Origin of the sequence: Rhodococcoides kyotonense (assembly GCF_001645385.1) — a bacterium.
Lineage (GTDB): Bacteria > Actinomycetota > Actinomycetes > Mycobacteriales > Mycobacteriaceae > Rhodococcoides > Rhodococcoides kyotonensis_B.
The window spans coordinates 505,378-523,197 of the sequence record NZ_LVHI01000012.1; the positions used below are offsets into that span (position 1 = coordinate 505,378).

The following is a 17,820-nucleotide window of genomic DNA, read 5'->3' on the forward strand; positions in this document are numbered from 1 at the left end:
CACGTCTCTCGTGTAGTGGCCAGACGACGGGGTCCTACCCGACGCCACGGCACAGGATGTGCCGTGGCGTCGAAGCAGGCTCTCGTCTCATTGAATCAGGCGATGGCGTTGATCGCAGTGACCAGACGCTCCTTGAAGGACTCGGGCAGCGGAACGTATCCGGCGGCTTCGAGGCCTTCCTGTCCTTCGTTGGCTGCGCTGAGCAGGAACGACTTGACTGCGGCCGAGGTGTCGGCGTCGTAGCCCGCGGAGCAGACGATCTCGTAGGTGGCCAGAACCAGCGGGTAGCTGTCGGCAGCGTCACTCGCGTACAGAGCGTCGATGTCGATGGCGAGGTCGTTGCCCTCACCGGAGAAGGTGGCGGTGTCGATGGCCGCGCCTGCGGTCTCGCTGCTCAGCTCGACCGGTCCGTTGCCGAAGTCGACCGACGCCATTCCCAGGCTCTCCTGCTCGGCGAAGCCCTTCTCGACGTAGGTGATCGAACCGGGGGTTGCCGCGACGGCCTGTGCGACGCCCGACGAACCGTTCGCGCCCTCTCCGACGCCACCCGCCCAGTCGGAGCTGTGGTCGAGGGTCCATGCCTCGGGAGCAGCGGCGGACAGGAATCGCTGGAAGTTGTCGCTGGTGCCCGACGAGTCGGAGCGGTAGATCGGCGTGATCGGGGTGGACGGCAGGGTCGCGCCCTCGTTCGCCGCCGCGATGGCCGGGTCGTTCCACGTGGTGATCTGGCCGTTGAAGATGCGAGCCGCGATCTCCGGGGTGACGACCAGGTTGTCGACGCCGTCGAGGTTGTAGGCGACGGCGATCGGGCCGAACACGAGCGGAAGGTTCCACGCCGGGTTCCCTTCGCAACGCTCTGCAGCCTGTGCGGCCTGCTCGTCCTTGATGGTCGAGTCGGAGCCGGCGAAGTCGACGAGGCCTGCGACGAACTGGGTGCGGCCGTTACCGGAACCGCTGGTCGTGTACTCGACGGCCTGTCCGGAGCAGACGCCGGAGTAGATCGACGTGAAGTTGGACATTGCGTTCTGCTGAGCGGACGAGCCTTCACCCGTCAGCGGGGACTTGCCCTCGCACGTTGCTGCCGAATCCGTGCCTGCGGCCGATTCGACGTTCGCGTCACTGCCGCATGCAGTCAGCAGCATGGCGCCGACTGCCACTGCGCCTACGAGAGACGCGCTGCGCTTGAGCTTCACCTGTTTCCTCCGAGGATCTCGAGCCGTTCCACGCCAGAGGTCGGGCCGACCTCTACGTGATGGGAAGGTGCCGGCCACGTGGAACCTCGCACCGGGCCGCTCCGGGGCGGCCCAGATGAGAAGGTAGGGGGAGACGGTGGACGGTTACCCCCAGCTCGGTGAACGGAAGATGAACAGCTGGGCCGAATGTCCGGTTCTACCCGCGTGCGTAAGCCGCGTCGACGTGAAATCGGTCGAAACCGAGGCGCTCGTAGGTGTGCACGGCCGCCGCGTTGTCCGCTTCGACGTACAGCAGCACGTCCTCGAGCTGACGGTTCTCGAGATAGTGCAGTCCGGCGAGCGTCAGGACGCGTCCGAGACCACGACCCTGCGCGGCGGGGTCGATCCCGACGACGTAGACCTCGCCGATCTCGGCCTCGTCACCCTCGGCAGGATGGACCTTGGTCCAGTGGAATCCGAGGAGGGTGTCGGTACCTTCCTCGAACGCGAGAAACACGCCCGCCGGATCGAACCACGACTCGTCACGGCGCTCGGCGATGTCCTTGTCGGTCCAGCCACCTTGTTCGGGGTGCCACGAGAACGCCGCATTGTTGACGCGAAGGAGCTCCGCGTCGTCCTGATGGCCGCGATAGGTTCGCAGCGAAACCCCTTCGGGCACAACGACATCGGGCAATTCCGGCGCGGCGAGCGGGCGACGCATCTGCAGCAGCTCCCTCGCCACCTCGAGCCCGAGGTGCGACGCAACGGCGCGCGCGGGCGCCAGATTGCCGTGCGCCCAGACCCGTGCGTCGTCGCCACCTTCGGTGAGGGCACGTTCGACGAGCATGCGACCGATCCCCCGACCTCGGAACGTCGGGTCGACGACGACCTCCGCCATCGCGGGCGCATTCTCGTTCGACGGGACGACACCCGCGTAGCCGACGACCGTCGCTCCGTCCGTCGCGACGAGGTGGACGGAATCGCCGTCGGCCGTGACGGCCTTGACCGCCTGCTCCGAGATCGGAGCGGTGCCGTCGGCCACCGTTGCGCGGGAGACGATCGCGAGGATGTCCTCGGCCATGGCCTCTGTGATCGACGCGAACTCGGCCTTGGCGATGTCGAACGACACAGTCATGTTCTCTACGCAGTACTTCCGTTGGTGGAGCTGAATTCGATGTCGTCACCGTCGGCGAAATCGTCGCCGGTGGTGTCGGCGTCCGGCGCGACCGGCCCGCCTTTCCTGCTCGGCCGGACGGCCTTGTATCCCACGTTCCGGACGGTCCCGATGAGCGACTCGTACTCGCTACCGAGTTTGGCGCGGAGGCGTCGCACATGCACGTCGACGGTTCGGGTGCCGCCGAAGAAGTCGTAGCCCCAGACCTCCTGCAGCAGCTGCGCGCGCGTGAAGACGCGACCCGCATGTTGCGCGAGGTACTTGAGCAGCTCGAACTCCTTGTACGTGAGATCGAGCGGACGCCCGCGCAGGCGGGCGGTGTAGGTGCCCTCGTCGATGACGAGCTCGCCGAGGGTGATCTTGCCCGACGCTTCCGGGCTCGCGACGCCACCGGATCGACCGGCCAGCAGCCGGAGCCGGGCGTCGAGTTCCGCCGGTCCCGTACCGGGGAGCAGGATGTCGTCGAGACCCCATTCCGAGTTGACCGCGACGAGGCCGCCTTCGGTCAGCACCGCGACGACCGGGATCGCGGAGCCGGTGCTGCCGAGCAGCCTGCACAGCCCGCGCGCCGCCGCGAGATCGGTCCGCGCGTCGACGACCGCGATGTCCGCCGAGCCTGCCTCGAGAAGCGACGACACCTCGGTGGGGGCGGGCCGCACGTGATGCGCCAGGAGCGCGAGCGACGGTAGAACAGCCTCCGGATTGGGATCGGAGGTCAGAAGCAGAAGCTCCACACCGCCTCCATTCTTGCCGCTGTCGTGCCGAGATCGCATCGAGTCGACGTGTCAGGTCACCAGCTCACCCAAGACGGAGTGAGCTGCTTGTTCAGGGGTTCAGACTAGCGTGCCCGCGGCTACCTCCGTTCGACGCACCGACCGATTCGTCGGTCACAATGGTCGAATGCGGAAACTCATCATCGGTCTCGTGAGCCTCGTGGCGCTCGCCCTCGTCGTCGACTTCGGGGTGGCCGCCTATTCGGAGTATCGAGTCTCGCGTGCCATCCGCCAGGGCGGCGACCTGCCGTCGGATCCACAGGTGACCGTGCACGGATTCCCGTTCCTGACGCAGGCCGTCGACGGCCACTATCGAAACGTCGAGATCAGGGCACAGGACGTACCGAACGACTACGTGCGCGCGACGACCATCGAGGCGAACCTGCGCGGCGTCTCGATTCCGCTGTCGAACCTGGTCGACGGCTCGGTCCGCACGGTCCCCGTCGACGAACTGGACGGGCGGGTCCGCATCGAGGCGACCGACCTCGGCCGGTTCCTGGGCATCGTCGACCTGCAGGTATCCGCTCCCCCGGCCGACAAGTCGGATGGAACGGGCGGTTCGGGCGGCTCCGGCATGACGACCAACGGCGGTGTCGTTCTGACCGGCACCGTGCCCGTCGGGCCGATCGAGACGGAGGTCAGCGTCCAGGCGGACCTGATCCTCGACGGCGACAGCGTCGACATCGTCGCGAGCGACTTCTACTTCGGACCCGAAGGCAGCGCCGACTTCTCCATCCCCGATGTCGTCAAGCCGGCCGTGCTCGGTCTCTTCACCAAGACCATCGATCGCCAGACTCTTCCGTTCGGAGTGCTGCCGACCGACGTGTACGCCGAAGGCTCGCAGATCGTCATCGAGGGCACCGCGAAGAACACGACGATCGACCTCGACCAGATCGACGCACCATGACGGGAATCACAGTCCTCGTCATCGCGGTGATCGCTGCGGTGTCGCTCGGACTGGCGATTCGCCACCGATCCGGACGCGTGATCGACACGTCCGGCGCCACCGTCCCTCAGGAGCTGCACACTCTCCTCGAGAGCGCCGGTGCCAGGCCGGGCGCACCGACGGTCCTGCACTTCTCCGCCGAGTGGTGCGGGCCGTGCGCCGCGGTGCGCCGCGTCGTCGGGCAAGTTCTCGCGGACACGGACGGGCCGGTGGATCTCGAGGTCGATATCGACGACCATCCCGAGCTCGCGCGAGAGCTCGGGGTGCTGTCGCTGCCGACGACGTTCGTGCTGGATCGCGAACTGGCGCAACGCGCCCGCATTCCCGGCGTCCCGACGGCGGCATCGCTGCGATCCGCCCTGCTCGACCTGTAGTTTCGACCGGTCGCGTTCTCCGCTAGAATCCTCTCCTGTGTCCCACCGCCAGGAGCTGTTGCTCACCAGTCGACGCACGGTAGATCTGTGCCGACTGGGCGGTTGTTGCTGTCGCTGCCGCTGATCGTCCGAACCCTGGGGCGCCGTCGCGCCCTGGCCCGAAGTTCGAGATGACCACTGCGAACCGTCGTTCGCGGGTCCTGCAGATCGTCCGTTTGTCAACGAACGCTGGAGCACGCACACACCATGTCTTCCGATATCCGTTCCACCGTCGACCAGGTCGACGTTCGTGGTCCACGGTTCGCCGCCTGGATCACCACGGTGGTTCTCGCCGCTGTCCTCGTCCTGTCCACCGTCGACGTGACGGTCGCTGCGATCCTGCTCGCAGCGCAAGCCGTCGTCTTCGCGATCGGGGCCGCTGTCGGTCCGCGCCGTAGTCCGTACGGCCGCGTGTTCGCCGCTGCGATCGCGCCACGCCTCTCACCCACCACCGAGCGCGAGCCCGTTGCGCCGCTGAAGTTCGCACAGCTCGTCGGCTTCGTCTTCGCAGCCGTCGGCGTCGTCGGCTTCGTTGCCGGCGTGCCCGTACTCGGCACCGTCGCAACCGGATTCGCTCTCGTCGCCGCCTTGTTGAACGCGGCGTTCGCGATCTGCCTCGGCTGTCAGATCTACCCCTTCGTGGCACGACTGCGGACACAATCCTCCAGTGCCTGACCGCTCGACCCCCCACCGACCGAAGTAAAGAAAGATCGAAAGGAAACCCATGGCTCGCTCCGACGTCCTGGTCTCTGCCGACTGGGCCGAGCAGAACCTGAACGCCCCGAAGACCGTCTTCGTCGAGGTCGACGAAGACGCAAGCGCCTACGACGGCGGTCACATCGAGGGCGCAGTGAAGCTCGACTGGCGCAAGGACCTCCAGGATGCCGTTCGCCGCGACTTCCTGAACCAGGACCAGTTCTCCGACCTGCTGTCGGCCAAGGGCATCTCGAACGACGACACCGTCGTTCTGTACGGCGGCAACAACAACTGGTTCGCCGCCTACGCCTACTGGTACTTCAAGCTGTACGGCCACAAGGACGTCAAGCTGATCGACGGCGGTCGCAAGAAGTGGGAACTCGACGGTCGTCCCCTGTCGAAGGACGTCGTCACCCGCGAGACCACGCAGTACCGCGCCGAGGCTCCCGACCTGTCGATCCGCGCATTCCGCGACGAGGTCATCGACGCCATCGGTAACAAGAACCTCGTCGACGTGCGTTCGCCCGACGAGTTCTCCGGCAAGATCCTCGCTCCCGCACACCTTCCGCAGGAGCAGGCGCAGCAGCGTGGACACGTCCCCGGCGCCATCAACATCCCGTGGAGCACCACCGCGAACGAGGACGGCACCTTCAAGGACGACGACGCCCTCGAAGCCCTCTACAAGGAAAAGGGCTACGACGAGGACAAGGCGACCATCGCCTACTGCCGCATCGGCGAGCGTTCGAGCCACACCTGGTTCGTGCTCAAGGAGCTGCTAGGAAAGTCGGACGTCAAGAACTACGACGGAAGCTGGGTCGAATACGGCTCGCTCGTCGGAGCACCCATCGAGTTGGAGGTTCACTGATCATGTGTGGAGCACCCGTACAGGGCCAGACCATTCCCGCAGGCGTCGACGTCGAGAAGGAGACGGTCATCACCGGCCGCGTTCTCGCGTCCGACGGTGAGCCCGTCGGCGGCGCGTTCGTGCGTCTGCTCGACGGCACCGGAGAGTTCACGGCCGAGGTCGTGGCATCCGGAACCGGCGACTTCCGCTTCTTCGCGGCTCCCGGCAACTGGACGCTGCGCGCGCTGTCCTCGTCCGGCAACGGACAGGCAGACATCGCCCCCGAGAGCGCAGGCATCCACTCGGCGAACGTGACCGTCGGAGTCTGATCCTCGAAACATCAAAAGCCCCACACCTTCTCGAAAGGTGTGGGGCTTTTGCGGCTTCGCCGCCCTACTCCGGGGTCCGGGCGTTCTGCGGCGGGAAGACGCCCTCCGGTACGACGACGCCGAGCGAATCGAGAAACGCTCCGAGATCGCTGTCCCGGGTGACCGTGCCGGGCTCGGGAACGAGCGCGGGCATGGGCGCGGGCGCGGGCACGGGGTTTGCCTCCGGTCGGGGTTCGGGGGCTGCATCGGCCGGTGCGGCGCTCTCCGCTGCCTTCCGATCCCGCTCGGTCTTCGCCAGATCCGTCACCCACGCGACGATCTTCTCGCTCTCCCACTCGCGTCCGTCGTTCGGATTGTTGTTCCAGTAGAGGAGGTGCTGGAGGAAGCCGATGAAGATGTACGGCTCGACGACGACGTCGACGATTCCCTTGTTGTTCTCGACGAGGCCTTCACCTTCTGCCCGCAGCTTGTTCCTGACCGTCTCGACTCCGGGCCCCATGGCCCAATTCAGGTCCGCGAGAAGCTGATCCGGGCTGAGCGCGTCGACGGCAGCGCCTTCGTCGACACGGTAGGTCTGGTCGGACACCTTCAGCAGAACTTCGAGCAGTGTCTCGTCGGATTCGAGCCAGTTCTTGTTCGTGGCGATGTCGATGATGGCCCTGGTCGCGATGTTCGCGACCGTGCGTCCGAAGTCCGCGACGGTCTGGACGGGGTTCAGGACGGTGAACCGCATCTGGCCGAGCACTCCGAGAGCGAGATTCAACGCCAGGATGTTGTCCGGGGCGTCGCATGCGAGGTCGTACGGACGGCACGACCATGTCACCTTGTCCCGAAGAGCGCCGTAGTCCCTCGGCGCCTGCGCCTGGAAGCCGCCACCGGACGGGCCGGGTTCGTCGAAGTTGGGCGCGCCCGCAGGACGGTACGGCGCGCCGATCATCACGACGCCTGCGATGTCGTCGCCGGTCACCGACGCGTTCGAATCACGGTGTCCGAGTTCGACGGCCACCCGTTCGACGACCTCGCCGCCGACGCTGTAGCCGAGGAGCACGAACTTCGTCGCGTCGCCGCACTTGGTCTTGTACTCGTCGAGCAGGCGGTTGGTCGACGCCACCCCGTCGGCGACGGACTGCTGGTACGTCTCGACGTCGTTCAGCACCCCGAGCCCGTACGTCGACGGGTACGGCACGTAGAGCCAGCCCACGCTGCCGGGACTTCCCGCATTGACCTGGCCGACAGGGAGTGTGACGTTTCCCACCCAGTTCGACGCCACCGATCGGGGCTCCTCGTTGAGCGGATCACGGTCGGAGTCCGAGTCCGTGGCGCCGGACACCGCGAGCATCAGCACGTCCGGGCAGTCCTGCGCGTAGTTGTTCGGGTCGATGTTCGGTTCGTCCGAGGAACCGGTGCCGGACGAACCGCTGTCGGCCGAACCCGAGTCCGGAGCAGCCGAAACTGCTGGTGGGGCCACTAGAAGCACAACCGCGGCAAGTGCCACGGACGCAGACAGCAACGAGCCTGCACGCAATCGGCGACGCATGGATTCAGGTCCTTCCCCAGAATTCGAAACACTCGAACACACCAGTAGCGCCGGGCATTTCACACCCCGGGCCCGACGCCACGAGGGAAAGGTACCGTGCCGAACGAGATTACGAGCTAATCGAGGGCCAACCGATAAACCGCGTGGCCGATCGTTGGGAAAAGACACTATTGCGTGTGTCCGCGCGGGACCGCTCTGCGACCGAGAAGAACCCTGGGTCTAAACTGGCGTCGTGGTCATCTTCTTCGAGGTCCTCCTGGCGCTCGCCGCAGTCGCCATCATCGCGTTCTCGCTGTACGTCGTCTACCGCTTGGTCACCGACGAATCGTGAGTGATCGCGCCGCCGACCAGCCGGACGAGACTCGGTCGGGCAACGAGGCGATCGCCGAGGCAGCCGAGAAGTTCGCGTCGACGTCGACGCGCAACATCCCGACGCTGCCCGATCTGCCGCACCCGGACGACACCGCCAACCTACGGTTGGGCCCGGATCTGAACCCTGCGCTGCTCGCGCTGCTCCCGCTCGTCGGTGTGTGGCGCGGCGAGGGCGAGGGCCGCGATCCGGAATCCGGCGTCGAGTACGCGTTCGGTCAGCAGATCGTCGTCTCGCACGACGGTGGCCCGTACCTGGGGTGGGAATCACGCTCCTGGCGACTCGACTCCGACGGCAACTACGCCCATCCCGACCTTCGTGAGGCCGGATTCTGGCGCGTGAGCGGCGGCGACGGCGTCAAGGGCAGCGAGAACGAGGAAGTTCTGGAACTGCTGCTGACGCACAGCACCGGCGTCGTCGAGCTGTACTACGGCCACGCACTCAACCAGTCGTCGTGGGAACTGGCCACCGATGTGGTCATTCGCTCGACGTCCGGCGCACTCGTCGGCGGCGCCAAGCGTCTGTACGGCATCGTCGAGGGTGCAGATCTCGCCTACGTCGAAGAGCGCATCGGCGCCGACGGCGAACTCACGCCGCGCCTCTCCGCTCGCCTCTCCCGTTACATCGGCTGACTTCGTACGACACTGCCGCGCGTTCACACCGAAAATGTCGGTTGTGAGCGCGCGGCAATGTTGTATGTCGGCCTTCGAAACGGAACAGCCCCCGAGCCGTACCTGCTGGTGCAGGTCCCGGTCGGACGGACCGGGGGCTCGGGGGCCGGGTAACTGCCGTGGATTCGCTCGCCGCGTGCGCGGGGGTGAATCCGTCAGCGACAGCGGCTAGCTGGCAGCCACCTCACGCGTCCTAGAGTTCTTCAACTTCAGACCACCTCCTCTCTCGTGTACTCAACAAAGTACGCGGAGATTCGTTGCTCGGCAAAGGATTATTCGAGCGCCGGATCCTGCGTAGCGTCGGACAGGTCGACGACCAGGTCAGCGCCGGTTCTCTCGGGCAACTGGTGCGTGACCAGCACCACGGTGCGTTCCGGATCGACGAGCCCGGACCGCGCGTCCAGCAACGCCCGCAGCAGCTGTGCCCCGCCTTGGTCGTCGAGGTGCTCGGTGGGCTCGTCGAGCAGCAGGACCGGGGCCTCGGACAACAGAGCCCTCGCCAGCAGGATGCGACGACGTTGGCCACCGGAGACTGCGTCGGCGCCTCCGGCGAGCACCGTGTCGACGCCGTCGGGCACGCTGTCGATCCACTGTCGCAGTCCGACCTTGTCCAGCACCGCACGTGCAGTGTCCGCGTCGACGTCCCCTCGAACGACCCGCAGGTTCTCCAGGATGGTCGTCTCGAACAAGTGCGCGTCCTCGGCGAAGAACACGGCCCCCGCGGCGTCGACGCGTCCCGCGACGGGTGGGAGGAGTCCCGCCAGCGTCATCAGCAACGTCGTCTTACCCGCGCCGCTCGGACCGACGACGGCGACGCGGCTGCCCGCGGGAAGGTCGAGATCGATCTGTCGCGTGACGACGGTCGATTCTGGCCAGCCGCAGTGCAGCCCGACGGCACCGACGCGGTTCTGAAGCCCATCGAGCTGCTGCAGTGGAGTCTGAAGGAATGACCCGAATGCCTGCGCAGGTCGGCCTGCGTCGTCGAGCAGCGCCACGATGCGCGACGCCGACAGCCGTGCTCGGGTCAGGGCCGTCGCCGCGGCAGGCAGCGCCGACGTCGCCTCGAACGCCGCCAGCGGGACCAGCACGATGATCGCGAGGGCCATCGGCGTCATCCCGCCCGGGGCGCCGCCGCTGGGACCGTACAGTCCGATACCGACGAGCAGCGACCCCAGCACGGACGCGCCGATCGACAGCGGGAGCGCCGCGTCGGCGAATGCTCCGGACGTCGCCGCGCGGTCCTTCGCGCGTACTGCACGCCGGTTGGCGGCCGACATCTCGTCGAGCGTCTCGGTCAGGCGTCCCGCGACTCGGAGCTCGGCACCGTGGTCGAGCGCACGCACGGCGGCTTCGGCGAATTCCGAACGCGAACGGACGCCCTCGGACTCGTGGATCGACGCCGATCTCGCAGCCAGTATCGGCGCCAGCACTCCGGCGATCACCAACACACCGAACAGGATCGCTGCGGCGCCGATCGACACGAACCCGAGCAGTACGACGGCCGCCACCATCAGGATCGTCGACACCAGAATCGGAACGACGGCCTTGACGACGACGTCACCGAGCACGTCCACGTCGGCGCCGGTACGCGTCATCAGATCTCCACGGCGAAGCCCTGCCGCAGCGGCAGGCTGCCCGGACGCCAGACGCTCGTAGAGCCGTGTGCGCGCCGCCGTCGTGCCCCGCAGGGCCGTGTCGTGCGTCGCGAGCCGTTCGAGGTAGCGGAACACCCCTCGCGAGATGCCGAGGGCTCGCACCGCGACGACGGCGACGGTCAGGTCCAGTACCGGCGGCATCTGCCAGGCGCGGGTGATGAGCCACGCGGAGACCGCCGCGAGCGTCAGGGCGCTGCCGAGGGTGGCGACGCCTGCCGCCACCGACAGTGCAACGCGCTTCGGCTCGAGTTCGAGCAACGACGTTGCCCGACGCAGGTCACGGAAGCTCATCGGACGTCACCTCCACCACGACGTCGGCGGAGTCCAGCACTGCGCGCCGGTGTCCCACCATCACGACGGTTCTTCCCTGTGCCGCGAGCCGGCGCACCGACGCGAGCACTGTTCGTTCGCTGTCGGCGTCGAGGTGCGCGGTCGGCTCGTCGAGCAGAACGACGGGCGCCGACGACGTCAGTACCCGTGTCAGGGCCAGCCGTTGGCGCTGCCCCAGCGACAGACCGAGGCCACCGGTCCCGACGACCGTGTCCCATCCCGACGGCAGTTCGCCCAGCACCGTGTCGAATCCCGTTGCGATGCATGCCAGTCGGAGCACTTCCGGATCCGGACGCGCACCGGTGAGAGCGAGATTGTCGTCCAGTGTCCCCGGCAGGATCACCGGATGCTGCGGCAGCCACGCGACCTGACTCCACCACGAGGGGCTGTCCAACTCCGCGAGATCGACGTCGCCGATCGTGACGTGACCGGACGACGGCGTCGTGAGACCCAGAATCACGTGCAACGCAGTCGATTTGCCGGATCCGTTCGGGCCGGCGAGCACCGTCACGGCCCCGGGACGGAACGACGCGTTCAGGTCGTGCGGCGCCGACCGATCCCGCGCGTCGGCCGAGATGCCGGTCAGGGTGATCGTCGCGCCTGCCGCATCGATCGCACGCGTTCCTGCCTGCCGCGCAGGTGCCCGATCGAGCACGGCGAACGCCTTCACCGATGCCGCCACACCGTCTTCCGCGGCGTGGAACTGCGCGCCGACCCGTCGCAGCGGCACGTACACCTCGGGGGCCAACACGAGTGCGATGATGCCTGCTTCGAGCGCCATGTCACCGAACACCAGCCGCAGTCCGATGCTGACGGCGACGAGCGCAACACACAGTGTCGCAAGAAGTTCCAGCACCATCGAGGACAGGAACGCGATACGTAGCGCTCGCATCGTCGCCCGACGGTGTGCGTCGCCGAGTGCCCTGATGCGTGCAGCCGGTCCACGCTCACGGCCGAGCGCTCGCAGCGTGGGAAGTCCGGCGATCAGATCCAGCAATTGCGAGGACAGACGCGTCATCGACACGAGCGTCTTCTCCGCCCGTCCCTTCGTCAGCAGCCCGATCAGGATCATGAAGATCGGGATGAGAGGAAGCGTGAACACGATGATCAGGGCCGATGTCAGATCCTGAAACAGGATGACCAGCAACGTCGCCGGTGTCAACGTTCCCGCCAGGATCAAGGACGGCACGTAGCCCGTCAGGTACGGCGCGAGGCCGCCGAGCGCCCGCGTCGCGACCGTCGCGACATCGTTGCGCTCCGATGCGAGCACGCGGGGATCGCCGAGAGACGCGGTGCGGACGACGTCGTTCTCGAGCTCCTCGACGACGCGCGACGCCGCCCGGTGCCCGTAGCGCGACTGCAACCAGGTCGCCGCGACGCGAACGACGATGGCGCCGAACAGGATCCACAACCGGGTCGACCACTCCGCAATGGACCGCGCATCGGTGGTGATGACGCCTGCGAGAACCTCACCGATCATCACCGCCGACACGATGATGCCTGCGGTGTCGACGATCGAGAACAGAACCGTCAGAACGAGATACCGTCGCGCAGACTTCGAGTATCGCCACAACCGCGGGTCGATCGGGCCGCGCGACGGCTTCTCGGTGGTGGTCATCGCGGCCTGACCGTCAGTCCGATCGACTCCGGGATGTGCGCGGTGGAGATGCGCTTGCGGAAGACCCAGTACGTCCACGCCTGGTAGCCGATGACGACGGGAGCCACGAATGCGGCCGCCCAGGTCATCACCTTCAACGTGTACGGGCTCGACGACGCGTTGGCGATGGTCAAGCTGAAGCTCGGGTCCGTCGTCGAGGGCATCACGTTCGGGAACAGCGACCCGAACAGCAGGACCACCACGGCGACGACGGCCACCGTCGTGAAGACGAAGGCCCAGCCCTCTCGGACGCGGGCGGTGAGTGCCACGACGGCGATCAGCGAGACCGCGGCGATCGCGACCATGATCCACGTCCAACTCTTGCCGTGAGCCAGCTGTGTCCACAGAGCGAATCCGCCGCCGACGACGACGGCCGGAACCGACAGTCGCACAGCCATCTTCACTGCGTCCTCGCGGACGTCACCCGACGTCTTCAGAGCGATGAAGACGGCACCGTGCAGCGCGAACACCAGGGCCATCGTCGCCCCACCGAGAAGTGCGTACGGCGACAGCAGGTCGAAGAACCCGGCCGTGACCTTCTTGTTCTCGTCGATGGCCACCCCGTCGACGATGTTCGCGAACGCGACGCCCCACAGGATCGACGGCACCCACGAACCGATTCCGATGCCGAGGTCGCACCGACGTCGCCACACCGGGTCGTCGATCTTGCCGCGGTACTCGATCGCGCAGATTCGCAGAATCAACGCGACGAGGATGAGCAGCAGCGGAAGGTAGAAGCCGCTGAACAGCGTTGCGTACCACTCGGGGAACGCCGCGAACAACGCTCCGCCTGCCGTGATGAGCCAGACCTCGTTGCCGTCCCACACCGGTCCGATGGTGTTCAGGACCGCGCGTCGCCGCTTCTCCCCCACCTCGGGATCGGCATGTCGGCCGAAAATCGGCATGAGCATTCCCACTCCGAAGTCGAAGCCTTCGAGGACGAAGTAGCCGACGAACAGTACTGCGATTGCGACGAACCAGAATTCCTGAAGTCCCATGATCGTCTCCCTAGTACGCGAACGAAAGCTGGGCGGTGTCGTCGTCGGCGTCGGACTCGTCGACGGCGTGTGGGTGGGCGTCGTGTTCGAGCGGGCCTTCGAGAACGTAACGCCTGATCAGGAAGAACCACACGCAGCCGAGCGCGGCGTACAGCAGTGTGAAGGTGGTGAGCGACGCGATCACCAGCGAGACCGGATGATCCGACACACCCTGGTCGACGGTGAGTCTGATCTGGTCGATCCCGTTCAGATTCGGTGCGACGACCCAGGGTTGGCGTCCCATCTCGGTGAAGATCCACCCTGCGCTGTTGGCGAGGAACGGCGTCGGGATCGCCGCCAACGACAGCCACGAGAACCACCGTTGATCAGGTATCCGCCCACCCCGGGTGACCCACAGGCCCGCCAGCGCGAGGAGCGCAGACCCGGCCGCCAGGCCGATCATCATGCGGAACGCCCAGTACGTGACGAACAGATTCGGACGGTAGTTGCCCGGTCCGAATTGTTGCTCGTACTGCTCCTGCAACTGGTTGACACCCTGAACTGTTGCGCCGAAGTCGTTTTCGGCGAGGAACGAGGTCAGGCCGGGGATCGAGATAAGATGCTCGACGGATTCGCAGTTGTTGTGCGTGCCGACGGTCAGCAACGAGAACGATGCACCGGTTTCGGTGTTGCACAACGATTCCGCCGACGCCATCTTCATCGGCTGCTGCTCGAACATGAGCTTGCCCTGGACGTCGCCGGTGACGGCGAGCGCAACGCCCGCAATGATCATGACGACGAACGACATCCGCGCTGCAGGACGGAACATGTTCCGCGAGTCGACGTCTCGATTCCTACGCGCCTCGCGGACCATCCACCACCCCGAGATGCCTGCGACGAACGTCGCCGCGGTCAGGAATGCGCCTGCCACCGCGTGCGGGAATGCGGCGAGCGCCGTGCTGTTGGTCAGCAGCTCCCAGATACTCGTCAGTTCGGCGCGACCGGTCTCGGGGTTGTAGATCGCCCCGACGGGATGCTGCATCCACGAGTTCGCGGCGATGATGAAGAAGGCCGAAGCGTTGACACCGATCGCGACGAGCCAGATCGTCGCCAGGTGAACCACTTTGGGCAACCTGCCCCAGCCGAAGATCCACAGTCCGAGGAACGTGGATTCGAGGAAGAACGCGACCAGACCTTCGAGCGCGAGTGGCGCACCGAACACGTCGCCGACGAAGCGAGAGTACTCACTCCAGTTCATTCCGAACTGGAACTCCTGGACGATGCCGGTAGCGACGCCCAGCGCGAAGTTGATCAGGAACAGCTTGCCGAAGAACTTGGTGAGCCGATACCAGGAATCCTTCTTGGTGACGACCCACATCGTCTGCATCGCGGCAACGATGGGCGCCAGACCGATGGTCAGCGGAACAAGGATGAAGTGGTAGACAGTCGTGATTCCGAACTGCCACCTCGAGACGTCCAAGGCGTCCATGAGCAACTCCGAACTCGCGGGAGGGCAACAACGCTGTTGCCGCTGCACAAGAGGCTTGCCGCAGCGAGTTCGAATGTACTACTACGCGTAGTAGTAGCTCAAGAGTCGGCGGCCTCGGCGTCGGCCGTTTCGACGGCCGTGTCGACCATGGAACGGACGTCCTCGGCGATCTCCGGGACACCCAGTTTCACTCCGTTCAGCGTCACGACACGAGCCGCGAGCGTGATGGACGAGACGAGCCAAACACCATCGGCCGCAACGAGATCCGCGGGGTAGACATCCGCCCGCTCGCAGGTGAACCCCTTGCCCTCCGCGACCCGAAACAACGCGTCGACGGTGGTACCCGCGAGGATGCCGTGCTCGGCCGGCGGTGTGACGAGAGTCTTACCGCGCGCGAGCACGACGGTCGACCGCGGGCCCTCGAGAACGCGTCCTTCGCTGCTCGTGTAGACGACGTCGTCGGCACCCATGCGGGCCGCGTGCCGTAGAGCCGCCATGTTCGTCGCGTACGACAGCGTCTTGGCGCCCATCAACTGCCACGGGGCGTCGGCCGCGAAATCCACCGAATAGCCGCGCGCGAGGGTGATCGCGGACACCCCCTCCGAGCGAGCTTTCGCCACCCGCGCGTGCACGGGGCCGACAGTCGCGAAACCTGTCGGGTCGCCGCCGCTCTCGCGGCCACGGCTCAGCACCAGCCGCAGCGCACCTTCGTCCGTGGACAGCGACGACCATTCGTCGACGGCCTGCGCGACGAGCAGACGCCACTCGTCGAGGTCGGGTGCGGGCAGGTCGAGTGCCGCTGCCGACGCCGTCAACCTGGCCAGATGGGCTTCGACGCCACAGGGCGCCCCGCCGCGCACGAGGAGTGTTTCGAATATTCCGTCCCCTCGAACGACCGCGAGGTCGTCGGCACACAGAAGCGGAGCGTCCGCGTCGTGAACTTGCCCGTCGAGGGTGACTACTACGCGTTCCGACATGGAGGCAGCTTAGCCACGCGGGTCGTGCTCCTACTATGGAGAACGTGTCCGATACCGTCGCGATCCCACCGAGCCCTCTGCTCACTCTCCCCGACGCAGTGCCTTCTCCCGAAGATTCGCCCGACCATGCTGTGGCGTGGCACTACGGCAACCCGTTCGGCGAGCAACGCGACGCGGCGACAGGCGCGGCCGTCGTCGATCGATCACACCGCTTCGTCATCGCCATCGCGGGCGACGAACGGTTGACCTGGCTCGACACCATCTCCAGTCAGCTCGTGAAGACCTTGGCCGACGGCACCTCCGCCGAAAATCTGTCTCTCGACGTCAACGGCCGCGTCGAGCATCACTTCGTGCAGACCGACCTGGACGGCGTCACCTGGATCGACACCGAGGCCGCCTCGGGACCGGCGTTGCTCGCGTTCTTGAAGAAGATGGTGTTCTGGTCCAAGGCCGAACCACGCGACGGCAGCGAACTGGCCGTCCTGAGCCTCCTGGGTCCTACTGCCGCCACGGTGCTCGAGGCCGTCGGTGCACCTGTCCCGGACGGCATCTACGACGCGGTCGCCCTCGACGGCGGCGGGTTCGTGCGCCGCATGCCGTGGCCGGGCGAGAACGCGTTCGACCTGCTGGTCCCCCGGGCCTCGTCGACGACCTGGTTCACGTCGTTGCGCGACGCGGGTGCCACCCCGGCCGGCACGTGGACGTTCGACGCGCTGCGCGTCGAATCGCTACGCCCCAGGATCGGGATGGACACCGACGAGAAGACGATCCCGCACGAGGTGCGCTGGATCGGCGGTGTCACCGAGCACGGCGCGGTGCATCTGGACAAGGGCTGCTATCGCGGGCAGGAGACCGTCGCGCGCGTCCACAATCTCGGCCGGCCACCTCGCCATCTCGTGTTGCTGCATCTCGACGGGTCCGCCGACGGGCGTCCCGTCACCGGCGACGACGTCACTGCCGGAGGGCGAGCCGTCGGACGTCTGGGTACCGTCGTCGATCACTTCGAATTGGGCCCGATCGCTCTCGCGCTTCTCAAGCGCACCATTCCCGTGGACACCGAACTCGTCGCGGGCCCGTGTGCCGCGTCGATCGATCCCGACTCGGTGCCCAGTTACGACGACGTACAGGCAGGCCGTGCGGCCGTCGATCGCCTTCGCGGCCGATGACCGGCCGGATCGAAGCCGTCTGCGTCGTGCACGCGGACGTTCCCTTCGGGCGTCGCGCAGTCGTGGATTCGGCGATCGACAAACGGCCCGCAGTCGGCCCCGTCGACGTCGGGGAGCACGGTCTGTCGGGTGACTACAGCCGTGACACGAAGTTCCACGGTGGCGGCGATCAGGCCCTCTACGCGTACGACGAGAGCGAGGCCGCGCGCTGGGCGTCGGAACTGAATCGCGACGTCCCGGCCGGCTGGTTCGGCGAGAACCTGCGGACGTCGGGCGTGGCCGTCACCGACGCCGTGATCGGATCGCGGTGGCGGGTCGGCACGACGCTGCTCGAAGTGACCATTCCCAGGCGCCCGTGCGGCACCTTCGCCCGGTGGGTCGACGAGCCCCGTTGGGTCCGACGGTTCACCGAACGCGGTGACGTCGGCGCGTATCTGAGGGTGATCGAGACCGGCGTGTTGACTGCAGGTGACGCGGTCGTCGTCGAGGACGTGCCTGCACACGGCGTCACGGTGAGACACCTCTTCGAGGGCACCGATGTCGACGGCCTGACGCGACTTCTGGAGTCGCCGAACCTTGCGACGAAGGTCGAACGCGACGTCAGAGCGGCATTGGGCGTCGGATCCAAATCGTGATCCTTACCC

17 protein-coding genes are annotated in these 17,820 nt (G+C 66.5%); 8 read left to right on the top strand and 9 right to left on the bottom strand.

The annotated features are described in order from the left end of the window. Positions 1 to 95: 95 nt before the first annotated feature. From pstS to A3K89_RS10465, 3 genes are all read right to left on the bottom strand, one after another. Positions 96 to 1,193 carry a phosphate ABC transporter substrate-binding protein PstS gene (gene pstS / locus A3K89_RS10455; protein ID WP_068424865.1) on the bottom strand — a complete coding sequence of 366 codons (1,098 nt, stop codon included), beginning with the start codon at positions 1,191 to 1,193 and terminating at the stop codon, positions 96 to 98. Positions 1,194 to 1,389: 196 nt separating this feature from the next. Next, positions 1,390 to 2,307, bottom strand: a complete 918-nt coding sequence (gene mshD / locus A3K89_RS10460; RefSeq protein ID WP_068424868.1) for a mycothiol synthase — start codon at positions 2,305 to 2,307, stop codon at positions 1,390 to 1,392. Between the two features lie 5 nt (positions 2,308 to 2,312). Further along, positions 2,313 to 3,080: a winged helix-turn-helix transcriptional regulator gene (locus A3K89_RS10465; protein ID WP_068426095.1), complete on the bottom strand. Its 768-nt coding sequence runs from the start codon at positions 3,078 to 3,080 to the stop codon at positions 2,313 to 2,315. A gap of 166 nt (positions 3,081 to 3,246) precedes the next feature. Between A3K89_RS10465 and A3K89_RS10470 the strand changes: the two genes are divergently transcribed. From A3K89_RS10470 to A3K89_RS10490, 5 genes are all read left to right on the top strand, one after another. Beyond that, entirely contained in the window at positions 3,247 to 4,026 is a 780-nt protein-coding gene (locus tag A3K89_RS10470) for an LmeA family phospholipid-binding protein (RefSeq protein ID WP_068424871.1), read from the top strand. Next, on the top strand, positions 4,023 to 4,439 hold the full coding sequence (locus A3K89_RS10475; RefSeq protein ID WP_068424874.1) for a thioredoxin family protein: 417 nt from the start codon (positions 4,023 to 4,025) through the stop codon (positions 4,437 to 4,439). The genes A3K89_RS10470 and A3K89_RS10475 overlap by 4 nt, the downstream gene beginning before the upstream one ends. 246 nt (positions 4,440 to 4,685) lie before the next feature. Then, a complete protein-coding gene (locus A3K89_RS10480) occupies positions 4,686 to 5,153 on the top strand; it encodes a DUF4395 domain-containing protein (protein WP_068424877.1) in 468 nt (155 codons plus the stop codon). Between the two features lie 49 nt (positions 5,154 to 5,202). After that, positions 5,203 to 6,039 carry a sulfurtransferase gene (locus tag A3K89_RS10485; protein WP_068424880.1) on the top strand — a complete coding sequence of 279 codons (837 nt, stop codon included), beginning with the start codon at positions 5,203 to 5,205 and terminating at the stop codon, positions 6,037 to 6,039. Positions 6,040 to 6,041: 2 nt separating this feature from the next. Then, a complete protein-coding gene (locus A3K89_RS10490; protein ID WP_068424883.1) occupies positions 6,042 to 6,347 on the top strand; it encodes a DUF1416 domain-containing protein in 306 nt (101 codons plus the stop codon). Positions 6,348 to 6,411: 64 nt separating this feature from the next. Here A3K89_RS10490 and A3K89_RS10495 read toward each other — a convergent pair whose 3' ends face one another. Beyond that, positions 6,412 to 7,884 carry a cutinase family protein gene (locus A3K89_RS10495; protein ID WP_068424887.1) on the bottom strand — a complete coding sequence of 491 codons (1,473 nt, stop codon included), beginning with the start codon at positions 7,882 to 7,884 and terminating at the stop codon, positions 6,412 to 6,414. Between the two features lie 327 nt (positions 7,885 to 8,211). Here A3K89_RS10495 and A3K89_RS10500 point away from each other — a divergent pair, with 327 nt between their 5' ends. Continuing rightward, positions 8,212 to 8,886, top strand: coding sequence for an FABP family protein (locus A3K89_RS10500; RefSeq protein WP_068424889.1), 675 nt, complete (start codon positions 8,212 to 8,214; stop codon positions 8,884 to 8,886). Positions 8,887 to 9,197: 311 nt separating this feature from the next. Here A3K89_RS10500 and cydC read toward each other — a convergent pair whose 3' ends face one another. The 5 genes from cydC to A3K89_RS10525 form a co-directional block, all read right to left on the bottom strand. After that, complete coding sequence (cydC, locus tag A3K89_RS10505; RefSeq protein WP_068424892.1) at positions 9,198 to 10,871, bottom strand: thiol reductant ABC exporter subunit CydC; 1,674 nt, start codon at positions 10,869 to 10,871, stop codon at positions 9,198 to 9,200. Continuing rightward, positions 10,858 to 12,528, bottom strand: a complete 1,671-nt coding sequence (gene cydD / locus A3K89_RS10510) for a thiol reductant ABC exporter subunit CydD (protein ID WP_068424895.1) — start codon at positions 12,526 to 12,528, stop codon at positions 10,858 to 10,860. Before cydD ends, cydC begins: the two co-directional genes overlap by 14 nt. Next, positions 12,525 to 13,565, bottom strand: coding sequence for a cytochrome d ubiquinol oxidase subunit II (gene cydB, locus A3K89_RS10515; RefSeq protein WP_068424898.1), 1,041 nt, complete (start codon positions 13,563 to 13,565; stop codon positions 12,525 to 12,527). The genes cydD and cydB overlap by 4 nt, the downstream gene beginning before the upstream one ends. 10 nt (positions 13,566 to 13,575) lie before the next feature. Then, the gene (locus A3K89_RS10520) at positions 13,576 to 15,033 is read right to left on the bottom strand and encodes a cytochrome ubiquinol oxidase subunit I (RefSeq protein WP_068424900.1); all 1,458 of its coding nucleotides are present in this window, start codon (positions 15,031 to 15,033) and stop codon (positions 13,576 to 13,578) included. Positions 15,034 to 15,131: 98 nt separating this feature from the next. Continuing rightward, the gene (locus tag A3K89_RS10525) at positions 15,132 to 16,010 is read right to left on the bottom strand and encodes an aminodeoxychorismate lyase (RefSeq protein WP_068424904.1); all 879 of its coding nucleotides are present in this window, start codon (positions 16,008 to 16,010) and stop codon (positions 15,132 to 15,134) included. Positions 16,011 to 16,045: 35 nt separating this feature from the next. Here A3K89_RS10525 and ygfZ point away from each other — a divergent pair, with 35 nt between their 5' ends. Both ygfZ and A3K89_RS10535 read left to right on the top strand, forming a co-directional pair. After that, on the top strand, positions 16,046 to 17,176 hold the full coding sequence (gene ygfZ / locus A3K89_RS10530; protein ID WP_068424907.1) for a CAF17-like 4Fe-4S cluster assembly/insertion protein YgfZ: 1,131 nt from the start codon (positions 16,046 to 16,048) through the stop codon (positions 17,174 to 17,176). Further along, entirely contained in the window at positions 17,173 to 17,811 is a 639-nt protein-coding gene (locus tag A3K89_RS10535; RefSeq protein WP_068424910.1) for an MOSC domain-containing protein, read from the top strand. The genes ygfZ and A3K89_RS10535 overlap by 4 nt, the downstream gene beginning before the upstream one ends. Positions 17,812 to 17,820: the final 9 nt, after the last annotated feature.

Coding starts and splice junctions, on each gene's coding strand:
- mshD (WP_068424868.1), bottom strand. CDS start 2,307: ATGACTGTGTCGTTCGACATCGCCAAGGCCGAGTTCGCGTCGATCACA.
- A3K89_RS10470 (WP_068424871.1), top strand. CDS start 3,247: ATGCGGAAACTCATCATCGGTCTCGTGAGCCTCGTGGCGCTCGCCCTC.
- A3K89_RS10475 (WP_068424874.1), top strand. CDS start 4,023: ATGACGGGAATCACAGTCCTCGTCATCGCGGTGATCGCTGCGGTGTCG.
- A3K89_RS10480 (WP_068424877.1), top strand. CDS start 4,686: ATGTCTTCCGATATCCGTTCCACCGTCGACCAGGTCGACGTTCGTGGT.
- A3K89_RS10485 (WP_068424880.1), top strand. CDS start 5,203: ATGGCTCGCTCCGACGTCCTGGTCTCTGCCGACTGGGCCGAGCAGAAC.
- A3K89_RS10490 (WP_068424883.1), top strand. CDS start 6,042: ATGTGTGGAGCACCCGTACAGGGCCAGACCATTCCCGCAGGCGTCGAC.
- A3K89_RS10495 (WP_068424887.1), bottom strand. CDS start 7,884: ATGCGTCGCCGATTGCGTGCAGGCTCGTTGCTGTCTGCGTCCGTGGCA.
- cydC (WP_068424892.1), bottom strand. CDS start 10,871: ATGAGCTTCCGTGACCTGCGTCGGGCAACGTCGTTGCTCGAACTCGAG.
- cydD (WP_068424895.1), bottom strand. CDS start 12,528: ATGACCACCACCGAGAAGCCGTCGCGCGGCCCGATCGACCCGCGGTTG.
- cydB (WP_068424898.1), bottom strand. CDS start 13,565: ATGGGACTTCAGGAATTCTGGTTCGTCGCAATCGCAGTACTGTTCGTC.
- A3K89_RS10520 (WP_068424900.1), bottom strand. CDS start 15,033: ATGGACGCCTTGGACGTCTCGAGGTGGCAGTTCGGAATCACGACTGTC.
- A3K89_RS10525 (WP_068424904.1), bottom strand. CDS start 16,010: ATGTCGGAACGCGTAGTAGTCACCCTCGACGGGCAAGTTCACGACGCG.
- ygfZ (WP_068424907.1), top strand. CDS start 16,046: ATGGAGAACGTGTCCGATACCGTCGCGATCCCACCGAGCCCTCTGCTC.
- A3K89_RS10535 (WP_068424910.1), top strand. CDS start 17,173: ATGACCGGCCGGATCGAAGCCGTCTGCGTCGTGCACGCGGACGTTCCC.